This window comes from Nocardia sp. CDC153 (assembly GCF_035818515.1).
In the GTDB taxonomy this organism is placed as follows: domain Bacteria; phylum Actinomycetota; class Actinomycetes; order Mycobacteriales; family Mycobacteriaceae; genus Nocardia.
On record NZ_JAYKYU010000002.1, the window covers coordinates 76,964 to 93,140 of the forward strand.

Below are 16,177 nucleotides of genomic sequence, written 5' to 3' on the forward strand. Positions count from 1 at the left end.
TCAGTCCTTGTCGCGAGCCATGCGGATCAGCTCCGCCACGTCCATGGTCTTGATCGCTTCGCGCCGGTCGGGGGCGGTCGGCGCGGGAGTCGCCGGGGCGGCCGGTTCGGCGAGCCGCAGCACCGCCTCCAGCAGTCCGGCCTGCCGGAACCGTTCCACCGGAACCGAATTCAGCGCCCGGCGCAGCCGCGCCTCCTCGGAATCGTCGGACGCCTCGGGCAGCAGTTCGCCGCGCAGGTAGCCCGACAGCGCGGCGGGCGTCGGGTACTCGAACACCAGGGTCGCGGGCAGTCGCAGTCCGGTCGCCCGGGTCAGGCGGTTGCGGAGTTCGACCGCGGTGAGCGAATCGAAGCCCAGGTCCCGGAAGGCGCGCCCGGCTTCGATCTCCTCGGTGCCGTGGTGCCCGAGCACGGCCGCGACCTGGGTGCGGACCAGTTCGGTGAGCTCGTGGTCGCGCGCGGCGTCCGGCAGGCCCGCCAACCGTTCCCGCAGTCCGCCCGCGGCGTCCACGTCGGGTTCGGTGTCCGTGTCGGACGCGTCGAGAATCCGCCGGACCTCGGGCAGTTCGTCCAGCAGTGGACGACGCCGGGCCAGGGTGAACGCGGGAACGAAACGCTCCCAATCGATCTCGGCGACCGCGACGAAGGTCTCGTCGTGGTCGAGCGCCTGTCCCAGCGCGGTGAGCGCGAGCTCGGGCGCCATGGGCAGCACCCCGCGCCGCACCAGCCGCTCCCCCACCTCACCCTCGGCCATGCCATCACCGTGCCAGGAGCCCCAGGCGATCGAGGTCGCCACCTCACCGCGGGCGCGCCGCTCGGCGGCGACCGCGTCGAGGTAGGCGTTCGAGGCGGCGTAGGCCGCCTGTCCCCAGGCACCCCATACGCCCGCGTTCGAGGAGTAGAACACCAGCGCGTCGAGTGTGCCGGGCGCGATCAGGGCGTCGAGATTGGCCGCCCCCAACGATTTCGCCGCCGTGATCGCGGCGAATTCGGCCAGGTTCGTCTCCGCGATGGGCGCGGTCTCACCGTATCCGGCCGCGTGCACGACGGCCGTGACGGGGTATTTCTCGAGCACCGCGGCCAGGGCGTCGCGGTCGGCGACATCGCAGGCCGCCAGGGTGACCTCGACTCCGAGCGCCCGCAATTCGTCGGCCAGTTCCGCCGCGCCGGGTGCGTCGGGCCCGCGTCGGCCCGCCAGCACCAGGTGCTCGGCTCCGCCGCGAGCCAGCCAACGGGCGGCCTGTGCGCCGAGCGCACCGGTGCCGCCGGTGATGAGCACGGTGCCGCGCGGCTTCCACTCCCGGGCCGCGGGTGCGTCGCCGAGCGGAGCGCGCACCATCCGCCGCCCGAAGGTTCCGGCCGCGCGCACCGCCGCCTGATCCTCGTCGTCCCAACCGGACAGCAGCGCAACCACATTCGAGGCCGCGGCGGCGTCGAGTTCGGCGGGCAGATCGATCAGACCACCCCACAGCTCGGGGTGTTCCAGGGCGAGAATGCGACCGAAGCCCCAGGTCTGGGCCTGGATCGGGGCGGCCAGCGGATCGGAGCCGGTGACCGCGACCGCGTCACTGGTGAGCAGCCACACCGGGGCGGTCACGCCCGCGTCCAGCAGGGCTTGAACGAGGCTGAAGGTGGTGGCCAAACCCCGTGGCACCGCCGGGTATTCGACGCTGGCACGCTCGTCGAACGCGGAGGTCGATATCACCCCGGTCAGCGCCGGCAGCCGACGCAGGCGGTCGGCGAGCGGGCCGCGCTCGCTCTCGGAGGTCAGCAGTTCGATGACCTCCGCGCCGTGTTCCTCGAGCATGGTGATCACGGCCTTCGTGCGCACACCCGCGATGCCGCCGGGCGGGCCGACCACCAGCCAGGTGCCCGTCAAAACCGGAGTCGGCCGCTGCGACAGTGGTTTCCAGGTGATCCGGTAGCGCCAGGAGTCGATGGTGGCGCGGTCGCGGCGGCCGCGCCGCCAGGCCGACAGTGCGGGCAGCACCTCCGACAGGGGGCGATCGGCGTCGACCCGCAGTGTCGCCGCGAGCGCGTCGGGATCGCCCTGTTCGATGGCGGCCCAGAATTCCGCGTCCTCGGCGACGGCTTCCACGGGGGTCGGGGTCAGCCAGAACCGTTGCCGCTGGAACGGATACGTCGGCAGGTCGACCGGCCGCCCGCCGGGGAACACGGTCTCCCAGCGCACCGCGACCCCGTTGGCGAACAGCTCCCCCAGCGAGGTGAGGAACCGTCGCGGTCCGCCGTCGTCGCGCCGCAGTGAGCCGACGACCAGCGCCTGCTCGGCCGTCTCCTGCACCGGCACCGTCAGCACCGGATGCGGGGTCGACTCGACGAACACGTCGAATCCGTCGGCGAGCAGCGCCCGGGTGGCCTGTTCGAAGTGGACGGTTTCGCGCAGGTTCCGGTACCAGTAGTCGCCGTCGAGTTCCGTGGTGTCCAGGCGCTGTCCGGTGACCGCCGAGTAGTACGGGATCTCGCACGAACGCGGGCGTACCGGTTCGAGCAGCTCGGCCAGTTCGGCGCGAATAGCCTCCACGTGCGCGGAATGCGACGCGTAGTCGACCGGAATCCGCCGTGCCCGAATGCCTTCGGCCTCGCAGCGCGTGAACAGGGCGTCGAGGGCGTCCGGATCACCGGACACGACCACGGCATTCGGGCCGTTGACCGCCGCCAATGACAACCTGTCCCCCAGCCGGTCGCGAATGTCCGCGGCCGACAGCGACACCGACATCATGCCGCCGCGTCCGGCCAATGCGAGCAGGGCCTTGCTGCGCAGGGCGACCACGCGCGCGCCGTCGGTCAGCGTCAGCCCACCGGCGACGACGGCGGCGGCGATCTCACCTTGCGAATGCCCCACGACCGCGGCCGGTTCGACGCCGTGGCACCGCCACAGCTCCGCCAGCGACACCATGACCGCCCACAGCGCGGGCTGCACGACATCGACCCGCTCCAGCATCGCGGCATCGGCCAGCGCGTCGAGCAGCGACCAGTCCGTGAATTCGGCCAGGGCCGTGGCGCATTCGTCGAGACGTGCGGCGAACACCGTCGAGCTTCGCGCCAATTCCAAGGCCATGCCGGGCCATTGGGAACCCTGGCCCGGGAACACGAACGCCACCTTGCCGCGTTCGACGGCCACACCGTCCACGATGCTCGCCGCGGCATCGCCTGCGGCGAGCGCGGTCAGCCCGGCCACCAGCTCCGCACGGTCGCCGCCGACCACGACGGCACGGTGGGGATGGTGGGTTCTGGTGGTGGCCAACGAATATCCGAGGTCGACGGGGTCGGCGTCGGCCGCCATGGCGAGCAGTCGCCCGGCCTGGGCACGTAGAGCCTGCCGGGTCCGGGCGGTGACAACCCACGGCACCGCCTCGATAGGCTGGGTCGGCTCCGGTGAATCCACCTGCTGCGCAGCCTGTTCCAGGATCACATGCGCATTGGTGCCGCTCACGCCGAATGCCGACACCCCGGCTCGACGCGGTCGCGCGACCTGCGGCCACTCGCGGTTCTCGGTCAGCACCTCGACCTTGCCCGCCGACCAATCCACATGCGGTGTGGGCGCGTCCACGTGCAGTGTCTTGGGCAGTACCCCGTGTTGGAGTGCCAGCACCGTCTTGATGACACCGGCGACCCCGGCCGCCGTCTGGGCGTGCCCGATATTGGATTTCAGCGACCCGACCAGTAGGGGCTGTTCGCGATCCTGCCCGTAGGTCGCCAGCAGCGCCTGCGCCTCGATGGGATCGCCGAGTGTGGTGCCGGTGCCGTGCGCCTCGACGGCGTCGACATCGGCGGGACGCAGCCCGGCATTGGCGAGTGCGTGCCGGATAACCCGTTGCTGGGCAGGGCCATTCGGCGCGGTGAGCCCATTGGACGCGCCGTCCTGGTTCACCGCCGAGCCGCGCATGACCGCGAGCACCCGGTGACCGTGGCGGCGGGCGTCGGACAGCCGCTCGACCAGCAGCACGCCCACCCCCTCGGCCCAGCCCGCGCCGTCGGCGGCCGCGGCGAACGCCTTGCAGCGGCCGTCGGCGGCGAGTCCGCCCTGACGGCTGAACTCCATGAACATGGCGGGATTGGCCATCACCTGGGAGCCGCCGACCAGCGCCAGTGAGCATTCGCCATTGCGCAGGGCCTGCCCCGCGAGATGCAGTGCCACCAGCGAGGACGAGCAGGCCGTGTCGATGGTGACGGCCGGGCCTTCCAGCCCGTAGGCGTAGGACAGGCGGCCCGACATGACCGCGGACATGGTGCCGGTGAGGGCGTAGCCGTCGGCGTTCTCGGGCGCGCCGAGGCCGTAGCCGGAGAAGGCGGAGCCGATGAACACGCCGGTTTCGGTGCCGCGCAACGACTCCGGGTCGATGCCGCCGCGTTCGAATGCCTCCCAGGAGACTTCGAGCAGCAGCCGCTGCTGCGGGTCCATAGACAGGGCTTCGCGCGGGGAGATGCCGAAGAAGCCGGGATCGAAATCGCCGGCGTCGTAGAGGAATCCGCCCTCGTAGGTCGTCGCGCGCCCGGGTTCGGGTTCGTAGAGGTTGTCGATGTCCCAGCCGCGGTCGGAGGGGAAGGCCGACACCGCGTCGCGGCCCTCCACCACGAGCCGCCACAGGTCCTCGGGCGAGGCGACGCCGCCCGGGAATCGGCAGCTCATGGCGATGATGGCGAGGGGTTCGTCGGCTGCCGCCGCGGCGCGGGTCCCTGTGGTCGCGACCGTTCCGCCCACTGTTTCCGCGCGCAGGTAGCGGGCGAGGGCGGCCGGGGTCGGGTAGTCGAAGACCATGGTCGCGGGAAGCTCGAGTCCGGTGCGGGCGGCGAGCCGGTTGCGGAAGTCCACGGCCATCACCGAATCGAAGCCGATCTCGCTGAAGGCCCGCGCGGGTTCCACCGCCTGCGGTCCGTCGTGTCCGAGCACGGCGGCCGCGTGGGTGCGCACCAGATCCAGGACTTCGCGCAGCTGGTCGTCCTTGGATTTGCCGGTGAGTCGGGCCGCGAGCGCGGGCCCTCCCGGGGCGGCGTTGTCCTCGACCTGCCGCACCGGGCGGGCAGCGCCGCCGGAACCGGGCTCGAGCCAGTAGCGTTCGCGCTGGAACGCATACGTGGGCAGCTCGATCGGGGCGGCGTCGGGCAGGACCGCCTCCCAGCGCACCGGGATGCCGCGCACGTACGCCTCGGCCAGCGACAGCAGCATCCGCTCGCCGTCACCCGCGTCGCGGCGCAGGGAACCGACCACGACCGCCGTGCTGTCGGCGGCGTCGAGGGTTTCCTGGATCGCGGCCGTCAGCACGGGATGCGCGCTGGTCTCGATGAAACCGCGATGCCCGTCGGCGATCAGGGCCCGGGTCGCCTGTTCGAAACGCACTGTCTCGCGCAGGTTCCGGTACCAGTAGTCGCCATCCAGCTCGGCCGTGTCCAGGGGCACGCCGGTGACGGCCGAGTAGAACGGGATCGGCGAGCTCTGCGGGCGCACGTCGGCCAGCAGCTCGCCCAGTTCGGCGCGGATTGCCTCCACGTGTGCGGAATGCGAGGCGTAGTCGACCGGAATCCGGCGTGCGCGAATGCCTTCGGCCTCGCAGCGGGTGAGCAGGGCGTCGAGTGCCTCGCGATCACCGGACACGACAAGGGAATTCGGCCCGTTCACCGCGGCCAGCGACAGTCCGTCGCCGAGTGTGCCCAGTTCGTCCACCGCGCAGGCGACCGCCACCATGCCGCCGTGTCCGGCCAGCGCGCCGATCGCCTTGCTGCGCAGGGCGACAACCCGGGCGCCGTCCTCGAGGGACAGACCGCCCGCGACCACCGCGGCGGCGATCTCCCCCTGGGAGTGACCCAGCACCGCGGCGGGTTCGACGCCGAACGAACGCCATAGCGCCGCCAACGACACCATGACCGCCCACAGCGCCGGTTGCACCACGTCGACGCGTTCGAGCGCGTCCGCGTCGGCCAGCACGTCGGTCAGTCGCCAGTCCACGAACTCCGAGAGTGCCGTGGCGCATTCGCGCAGTCGTTCGGCGAACACCGGCGACCAGCGCGCCAATTCCAGTGCCATGCCGCACCATTGCGATCCTTGGCCCGGGAAGACGAAGGCGATGCGGCCGACCGGGCTCGCCACGCCTTCGACCAGCTGTGCCGCCGCGCCGCCCTGGGCGAGGGTCCGCAGTCCGCTCATCAGCGCGTCGCGGTCGCCGCCGAGCACGACGGCGCGATAGGGGTGGGCGGCACGCGTGCGCACCAGCGACAGCGCCACCTCCGCGGCATTCGCGTCGGGCCGAAGGTTCAGGTGCGCATGCAGTTTCGCGGCCTGCGCCCACACCGCCTGTTCGCTGCCGCCCGACAGCACCCACGGCAGCACTCCCGCGTCGCGCACCGGTTCGGGTCGATCCGGTGCGTGTTGCGGCGGTGCCTGTTCGAGGATGGTGTGGACGTTGGTCCCGCTGATGCCGAAGGAGGACACCCCGGCGCGTCGCGGCCGGTCGAACTCGGGCCACGGGGTCGCCTCGGTGAGCAGTTCGACCGCACCGGCCGACCAATCCACCTGGGGTGAGGGCGAATCCGCGTGCAGCGTCTTGGGCAGCATCCCGTGCTGCAGCGCCAGCACCATCTTCATCACCCCGGCCACACCGGCCGCGGACTGGGTGTGACCGATATTCGATTTGATCGATCCGAGCAGCAGCGGACGGTCACGGTCCTGCCCGTAGGTGGCGAGCAAGGCCTGTGCCTCGATGGGATCGCCCAGTGCGGTGCCGGTGCCGTGCGCCTCCACCGCGTCGATATCCGAGGCGCGCAGACCGGCATTGGCCAGGGCCTGCCGGATGACCCGCTGTTGGGAAGGTCCGTTGGGCGCGGTCAGGCCGTTGGACGCGCCGTCCTGGTTGACGGCGCTGCCCCGCACGACCGCCAACACTTGATGCCCATTGCGGCGCGCGTCGGAAAGTCGTTCCAGCATGAGGATTCCGACGCCCTCGCCCCACCCGGTGCCGTCGGCGGCGGCGGAGAACGCCTTGCAGCGCCCGTCGGCGGCCACGCCGCGCTGGCGCGAGAATTCCACGAAGATGCCCGGTGTCGCCATGACGGTGACGCCGCCGGCGAGGGCCATGGAACATTCGTCCCGGCGCAGGGATTCACACGCCAGGTGCAGGGCGACCAGTGAGGACGAGCAGGCGGTGTCGACCGTCATCGCGGGGCCCTCCAGGCCCAGCACGTAGGCGACGCGGCCGGAGATCACGCTGCCGGTATTGCCGGTCAGCAGATAGCCTTCGATGCCCTCGGGTGCCGTGTCCACGCCGACCCCGTACCCGGAGGCGGCGGCGCCGATGAACACCCCGGTGCGGCTGCCGCGCAATTGCGTCGGGGAGATGCCCGCGCGTTCGAGGACCTCCCAGGAGGTTTCCAGCAGCAGTCGCTGTTGGGGGTCCATGGCCAGGGCCTCGCGCGGGGAGATGCCGAAGAAGCCCGCGTCGAATTCGGTGGCGGCATCGACGAATCCGCCCTCGACCGCGCCCGCAGCCGCGGCGTCGACGGTCCAGCCGCGGTCGGACGGGAAGGCCGCGATGGCGTCCTCGCCGTCGGCGAGCAGTCGCCACAGTTCTTCGGGGGAGTTGGCTCCGCCGGGGAATCGGCAGCTCATGGCGACAATGGCGATCGGTTCGTCGGCCGCGACAGCGGCGGGCGCGGCGACCGCGTGCTCCGGTGCGGCCCCGAGCAATTCGACACCGAGGAAGTCGGCCAGCGCCCGTGGTGTCGGGTGATCGAACACCAGGGTGGCGGGCAGCCGCAGCCCGGTGTCGGCGGCCAGGCGGTTGCGCAGTTCGACCGCGGTGAGCGAGTCGAAGCCCATATCGCCGAAGGCGCGGTCGGGTTCGACGGCACCGGAACCGGTGTGGCCGAGCACGGTCGCGGTGTGCCCGGTGACCAACTCCAGCAGCGTCTGCCGCCGTTGCGCCTCGGCCATGCCGCCCAGGCGACGGGCCAGGTTCGGGCCGTCGGCGGCGAGCCCGCCCGCGCTGCGCCGCGCGGTCGTGCGGACCAGCCCGCGCAGCAGCGGTGATTCCGTGCCGGTGAGCCGGGCCGTGTCCAATCGGACCGGAACCAGTGCGGGCTCGCCCAGGCCACGCGCGGTGTCGAACAGTGCGAGCGCGTCGGCCGTGGGCAGGGCTCGGCTGCCCGCGCGGGCCATGCGGGCCAGGTCGGCCGTGCCGAGGTGCGCGGTGATTCCGCTGCGCTGCTCCCACATTCCCCAGGCCAGGGCCAGTCCGGGCAGGCCCGCGGCCCGCCGCTGCCGGGCCAGGGCGTCGAGGAAGGCGTTGGCGGCCGCGTAATTGCCCTGGCCCGCATTGCCGAAAACACCGGCGGCGGAGGAGAACAGCACGAATTCGGCCAGGTCCAGGTGACGGGTGAGGTCGTGCAGGTGCCAGGCCGCGTCGGCCTTGGGGGTGAGCACGGCGTCGAGTTGTTCCGGGGTCATGGTTTCGATCAGCGTGTCCTCGACGACGCCCGCCGCGTGCACGATTCCGGTCAGGTCCGGGATCGCGGCCAGCAGTCCCGCCACCGCCTCGCGATCGGTGAGATCGCAAGCCACGACCGACGTTTCGGCTCCGGCCTGCTCGAGCTCGGCGATGAGTTCGGTGGGTGCGATGCCGCGGCGGCCGGTCAGCACGAGTCTGCGAACCCCGTGCGCGGTGACCAGGTGCCGGGCGACCGCGCCGCCGAGCACCCCGGTGCCACCGGTGACGAGCACCGTGCCAGGGGTGAGCGAGGCGGGCACGGTCAGCACGACCTTGCCGACATGGCGGGCCTGGCTGACGTACCGGAACGCCTCGCGGGCCTGCCCGATATCCCAGGTGGTGATCGGCAGCGGTCGCAGCGCCCCGGTGTCGAACAGCTCGACGAGCGCGAGCAGCATCTCCTGAATCCGCTGCGGGCCCGCCTCGATCAGATCGAACGCCTGATACGAGACATCGGCGTGCGCGGCGGCCACTTCGTCTGCGGCGCGGATATCGGTCTTGCCGATCTCGAGGAATCGCCCGCCCTCGGGCAGCAGCCGCAGACTGGCATCGACGAATTCGCGGGCCAGCGAGTCGATCACGACGTCGACGCCGTGCCCGCCGGTGGCCGCGAGGAATCGCTGCTCGAATTCGAGGGTGCGCGAGGACGCGAGATGCGAGTCCTCGATCCCCAACTCGCGCAGCGCATCCCACTTGCCGGGTCCGGCGGTGCCGAACACTTCGGCTCCGAGGTGGCACGCGAGTTGCACCGCCGCCATGCCGACACCGCCCGCGGCCGCGTGCACGAGCACCTTGGTGCCCGCGCGGACTTCGGCCAGGTCGACCAGACCGTAGTAGGCGGTGAGGAACACCAGCGTGGTGGCCGCGCCTTCGGCGAAGGTCCAGCCCGCGGGCAGGCGGGTGAGCAATCGTCGATCGGCCACCGCCACCGGACCGAAGGCCCCCGACAGCAGTCCCATGACGCGATCCCCGACCGCGAGATCGGTGACGCCGGGCCCGGTTTCCATCACGACGCCGGAGCCCTCGAGCCCGAGCCGACCGGCCTCGCCGGGGTACATGCCGAGTGCGTTGAGCACATCGCGGAAGTTCAGGCCCGCCGCGCGGACCGCGATGCGCACCTCCCCCGCCGCCAACGGCTGCCGCGCGGCGGGATCGGCCACCAACTCCAGGTTTTCGAGGGTGCCCTGCCCGACGATGTCGAGCCGCCACGACGGCTCGCCGACCGGCGGCACCAGGATGTCACGTCCCGTCGCCCGGGTCAGCCGGGGCGCGAGAAGGACACCGGACCGCAAGGCCACCTGCGGTTCTCCGGCGGACAGGAGTGTCCGGACGGTGTCCGCGTCCAGATCGGCCACGTCGAGGTCGGCGAGCACGATTCGGCCGGGATGCTCGGCCTGTGCCGTGCGCACCAGACCCCAGACCGCGGCGTGTGCCAGGTCGGTGACCTGTTCACCGGCCTGGGTCGTCATCGCGCCACGAGTCACCACGAGGAGCCTGGCATCCTCGGAATGGTCTGCACCGAGCCACTTCTGGAGTGTGTCCAGGGTGAGCCGGGTCGCGCGGTGCACGGACTCGACCACCTCGCCCGCGGTCCGGGGGCATTCGAACACGGTGCCGTCGGGCACCGAATCCTGCTGCGGGACCGATACTTCCGTCCACTCGATCTGGAACAGGGAATCGCGGGCGGGACCGCGGTGCAGCGCTCCGGTGTCGACCGGCCGCACGGTCAGCGACTCGACATCGGCGACGGGCCGACCGAAGGCGTCGAATGCCCGCACCGACACCGCATCTCGTCCGGCGGGCGCGATGATCACGCGCAACACCGCGGCCTCGGTCGCGTACAGCGACACCCCGGACCAGACGAACGGCAGATGCGCGATGTCCTGGCGCTCGACGAATCCGCCCAGGGCGCTGGCGTGCAGCGCCGCGTCCAGCAGGGCCGGATGCAAGCCGAAACCGGTGGCCTCACCGCCGGGCAGGGCCACTTCCGCATGGACCTCCGCGCCGATGCGCCAGGCTCCGCGCAGGCCGCGGAAGGCGGGGCCGTAGTGCAGTCCGGCCTCGGTGAAGCCCGCGTAGAGTTCGTCGACGTCCGCGCCGTCGGCCGCAGGTGGCCAGGTCGACGGCGCGTCGAGCGCTGGCGTCCGATCCTGTTGCGGTGCCAGCGTTCCGACCGCGTGTCTCGTCCACTCCCGCTCACCCGCACCCGAATACACCGACACCGCGCGGTGCCCGGCCGCGTCTGCGGCCCCGACCAGCACCTGAAGCAGGATCTGGTCACCGGGGTCCAGGACGAGCGCGGTTTCGAGGGTCAGTTCCGCGACCCGGGGACAGTCGAGCAGGTGTCCGGCGTGCAGGGCCAGTTCGAGGAATCCGGTGCCCGGGAACACCACTGACGCACCGATGACGTGATCGGCCAGCCAGGGGTGGGTCGCGGTGGACAGCCGCGCGGTGAAGACCGCGCCGTCCCCTTCGGCCGGTTCCACGACCGCGCCCAGCAGGGGGTGCTCGGGCGAGGAGAGTCCGGCGGCGGCGACATCGCCCGGTGCCAGCGTGGGCCAGTACCGCTGGCGTTGGAAGGCATAGGTGGGCAGGTCGATTCGGTGCGGGTCGGTCGCCGGGTACAGCGCCGACCACCGCACCGGAACACCGTTGACGTACAGCCAGGCCAACCCGGTCAGCAGGGCGGTGTGTTCGTCGCGGTCCTTCCGCAGCGCGGGGTGGACCGGTATCCGAGTGGTTTCCTGTGCCATGGCGGACAGGACTCCGTCGGGACCGAGCTCGAGCATGGCACGCACACCCGACTCGGTGAGGGTCTGTATCGCGTCGGCGAATCGAACCGTCTCGCGGACGTGGCGGACCCAGTAGTCGGCGTCGAAGGATTCGACCACCGCACCGGTCAGCGTGGACACCACCGGGATTCGCGGTGCGTCGTAGCGCAGGCGGGCCACGATCTCGCGGAAGTCCTCGAGCATCGCGTCCATGCGCGGCGAATGGAAGGCATGGCTCACCCGTAGACGCGTGGTCTTGCGATCCGCGAAGTGCGCGACGACCGCCTCGACCGCGTCCTCGTCCCCGGCGATCACCACCGATTCCGGTCCGTTGATCGCGGCGATGCTCACCCGATCGGTCAGCACCGCAACGACTTCGGCCTCACTCGCCCGGAGCGCGACCATCGCTCCCCCGCCGGGCAGCTGTTGCATGAGCCTGCCGCGCGCGGTCACCAGCGTGCACGCGTCGGCGAGGTCGAGCACCCCGGCGACGTGGGCGGCGGCCAGTTCGCCGATCGAGTGCCCGGCCACGAAATCCGGTGTGACGCCCCACGATTCCAGCAGCCGGTACAGCGCGACCTCGAGCGCGAACAGCGCGGGCTGGGTGTATCCGGTCTGTTCGAGCAGCCCGGGCTCGCCGTCGATGACTTCACGCAGCGGCCGTTCCAGCTCGGTGTCGAACCGAGCGCAGATCTCGTCGAAGGCGGCGGCGAAGACCGGGAACCGTTCGTAGAGTTCACGTCCCATGCCCGGGCGCTGTGATCCCTGCCCGGCGAACAGGAAGGCCGAGGGCCCGTCGGCGGCGACCCCGCGCGCGAGCTCCGAGACCCCATCGGCCGTGGCCAACAGGACGGCGCGATGGGAGAACCGAGATCGCCTCTCCAGGGCGTGCGCGATGTCCAAGGGCGACAGCGTCGTTCGCTCCGCGACAAAGGCTCGCAGCCGGTCCACCTGGTCGTCGAAGGCCCGCTGACTCTTGGCCGACAGCACCCACGGCACCGCGCCCGCTGGCAGCTCACGCGGCAGCGGATCGGCCTCGGGGAACTGTTCGAGAATGACGTGGGCATTGGTGCCGCTGATGCCGAAGGACGAGACCCCGGCCCGGCGCGGCCGGTCGCCGACGGGCCAAGGGCGCTGCTCGGTGAGCAGTTCCACCGCGCCCGCCGACCAGTCCACGTGCGTCGAGGGCCGGTCCACGTGCAGGGTTTTCGGCAGCACGCCGTGCCGCAGCGCCAGCACCATCTTGATCACACCGGCGACGCCCGCGGCGGCCTGCGTGTGTCCGAGATTCGATTTGATCGAGCCCACCCGCAGCGGCTGCTCGCGGTGCTGCCCGTAGGTAGCCAGCAGGGCCTGCGCTTCGATCGGGTCGCCGAGCACGGTGCCCGTGCCGTGCGCCTCCACCGCATCGACCTCGTCGGCCCGCAGCCCGGCGGCGGCGAGGGCCTGGCGGATCACCCGCTGTTGGGACGGCCCATTGGGCGCGGTCAGGCCATTGGACGCGCCGTCCTGATTGACCGCCGAGCCGCGCACGATCGCGAGCACCCGGTGCCCGAGACGCTGTGCGTCGGAGAGCCTTTCGAGCATGAGCACGCCGACGCCCTCGGACCAGCCGGTGCCGTCGGCCGCCTCGGCGAACGCCTTGCAGCGCCCGTCCGGTGCGAGTCCGCCCTGCCGGGAGAATTCGACGAACCCGGTCGGGGTCGACATCACTGTCACGCCACCGGCGAGCGCGAGTTCGCATTCGCCCGCGCGCAGCGCCTGTCCGGCCAGATGCAGGGCCACCAGCGCGGACGAGCAGGCGGTGTCGACGGTGACGGCCGGGCCTTCCAGCCCGAAGGCGTAGGCGATGCGGCCCGACAGCACGCTGGCCGTGAGACCGGTGGCGACATAGCCTTCCAGGTCCTCGCGGGCGTGGGACACCACACCGACGTAGTCCTGGCCATTGGTGCCCGCGTAGACGCCGACCCGGCTCCCGCGCACGGTCTCCGGGTCGATGCCCGCGCGTTCGAAGGCCTCCCAGGTGGTTTCGAGCAGCAGCCGCTGCTGGGGGTCCATGGCCAGCGCCTCGCGCGGGGAGATGCCGAAGAACTCGGCATCGAATTCCGTCGCGTGGTCCAGGAACGCGCCTTCGCGGGTGGCGAGGCGATCGGCCGCGGACAGTCCGGCGATGTCCCAGCCGCGGTCGGTGGGGAACTCCGAGACGGTGTCGCGGCCGGAGAGCAGCAGCTCCCACAGGTCTTCGGGCGAGCCGACGCCGCCCGGGAATCGGCAGGCCATGCCGATAATGGCGATCGGCTCCTCGGTGGCGTTCGGGGCGGCCTGGTCCGTCGATTCCTCGGTGCCGCCGAGGAATTCGGCCAGGGCCCGGGGTGTCGGGTAGTCGAAGACAGCCGTGGCCGAGAGCCGTCGCCCGGTCGCGGCGACCAGTCGGTTGCGCAGGTCGACCGAGGTCACCGAGTCGAAGCCGAGGTCCTTGAAAGCCTTGGTGGCCGAGACCGATTCGGCATCCGGATAGCCGAGCACGGCGGCGACCTGGCGGCGTACCAGGTCCAGCAGCGAGGCGGTCCCGAGTTCCGGGGCGGCGGGCGGAGCGGCCGGGATCAGGTCGGCCAGCAGCGGACTGGGCCGGGTGGCGGTGAACGCGACACCGAAACGGGCCCAGTCGATCTCGGCGACGGTCAGCGTGGTCTCACCGGTCGCGAGTGCCTCCCGCAGGGCCGCGACGGCGAGTGCCGGGTCGAGTTCGGGCACGCCGTGGCGGCGCGCGGTCTCGCCGATTCCGCTCTCGGCCATGCCGTCTCCGGCCCACGGCCCCCACGCGATGGCCGTCGCGGGCAGGCCCTGGGCGCGGCGGTACTCGGCCAGGGCGTCCAGGTAGGCATTGCCGGGCGCGTAATTGCCCTGCCCGGGCGTGCCGACCACGCCCGCCAGCGAGGAGAACAGCACGAACGCCGACAGCTTCCGGTCCGCGGTCAATTCGTGCAGATCCCACGCCGCCCGCGCCTTGACCCGCAATACGCGATCGACCTGCTCGACGGTCAACGCGTCGACCAGACCGTCGTCGAGTACCGCCGCGGTGTGCACCACCGCGTCGAGTGCGGGCAGGGCCGCGATCACCTCGGACAGTGCCGCTCGATCGGTCACGTCGCAGGCGAGCACGCTCACCTCCGCGCCCAGCGCGCGCAGCTCGGCCGCGAGCTCGGTGGCACCGGGGGCCGCGGGGCCGCGTCGGCTCACGAGGACGAGGTGCGCGGCTCCGTCGGCGGCCAGCCACCGGGCGGTGTGCGCGCCGAGCGCACCGGTGCCGCCGGTCACCAGGACGGTGCCGGACGGCGTCCAGCCGTGAGAGCCCTTGGCGCGCAGCGCCGCCCGGACCAGTCGACGGCCCAATACTCCGGTCGAGCGGAGTGCCACCTGGTCCTCGGGACCGCCCAGCACACCGAGCAGGCGGTCCACGAGGGCGGCATTCACGTCTCGGGGCAGGTCCACCAGACCGCCCCAGCGGTCCGGTAGTTCCAGTGCCGCGACCCGTCCCAGACCCCAGACCAGGGCTTGTTCGGGCCGCACCGGTTCGTCCGCGACGGCCACCGCGCCGCGGGTCGCACACCACAGCGGTGCATCGACACCGGCCGCGCCCAGGGCCTGGATCAGTGTCAAGGTGAGGGCGTATCCGCGCGGCACCGCCGAATGCTCGTCGTGCGGGCTCGAATCGGGGGCCAGCAGTGACAGCACGGCATCGACCTTGCCGACGCCGGAGAGCTTGTCGACCAGGGCGGTCACGTCGTCGGCCGGTGCCGTGCGCACCAGCACGACACCGCGTTCGGACAGCGCGTCGGTGAGTTCGGCTGTCTCCCTGCCGCTCTCGGATTCCGCGGGCGGTGCGATCACCAGCAATGTGCGCGGCGGAATGGATTCGGGGTCGGGCAGCGTGCGCCAATCGACGCGGTACCGCTGGCCATCGCCACCGGCCCGCGCGGTCGGCTGCTCCAGCCAATACCGTTGCCGCTCGAAGGGATAGGTCGGCAATTCCACCCGGCCCGTGCCGGGGAACAGCGCGGCCCAATCGATCGGCACTCCCCCGGCGAAGACCTCGCCCAGGGCGGTCAGGAACCGCCGGATGTCGCCCTCGCCGCGGCGCAGCGAGCCGACAACCACCGCCTCTTCGACCGCCGCCTGCACGGGTCCCGTGAGCACCGGATGCGCACTGGATTCGATGAACACCCGGTAGCCGTCGGCGGCCAATGCCGCTGTGGCCCGGTCGAATCGGACCGTCTCGCGGGTATTGCGGAACCAGTAGTCGGCGTCCATGCCGGTGGTGTCCAACAGCGCGCCGGTCACCGACGAGTAGAGCGGGATCGTGCTCGGACGGGGCCGGACCGGGGCGAGCACGGTGGTGAGTTCGTCGCGCAGGGCGTCGATCTGCGCCGAATGCGCCGCATAGTCGATGGGAATGCGCCGGGCCCGAACCCCTTCGGACTCGCAGCGCGCCAGCAGCGCGTCCAGGGCTTCGGGTGCTCCGGAGAGCACCACCGCGCCCGGCCCGTTCACCGCCGCGATCGACAGTCCCGGGTCCAGGGGACCCAGTTCGTCCACCGAGCAGGCGACCGAGACCATGCCGCCCCGGCCCGACAGCGCGGTGAGCGCGCGCCCGCGCAAGGCCACCACCCGCGCGCCGTCCTCGAGCGACAGCGCCCCCGCGACCACCGCGGCCGCGATCTCGCCCTGCGAATGTCCCACCACCGCGGCCGGTTCCACCCCGTACGAACGCCACAGCGCGGCCAGCGAGACCGCCACCGCCCACAGCGCCGCCTGCACCACGTCGACCCGCTCGAGCTGCGCCGCGTCGGCGAGCACCTCGCTCAACCGCCAGTCCACGTACGGTTCGAGCGCCCGCTCGCACTCGGCC

The 16,177-nt window shown here is 71.8% G+C and carries 1 protein-coding gene (only partly in view); it reads right to left on the minus strand.

All coding sequences use genetic code 11. The features are described 5' to 3' along the window. A protein-coding gene (locus VMT65_RS38395; RefSeq protein WP_442790207.1) for a type I polyketide synthase crosses the window boundary here: on the minus strand, positions 1 to 16,177 show its 3' portion. 1,733 nt of this gene lie beyond the right edge of the window; 16,177 of the gene's 17,910 nt are visible here — the last part of the coding sequence; its start codon lies off the right edge, out of view; its stop codon occupies positions 1 to 3.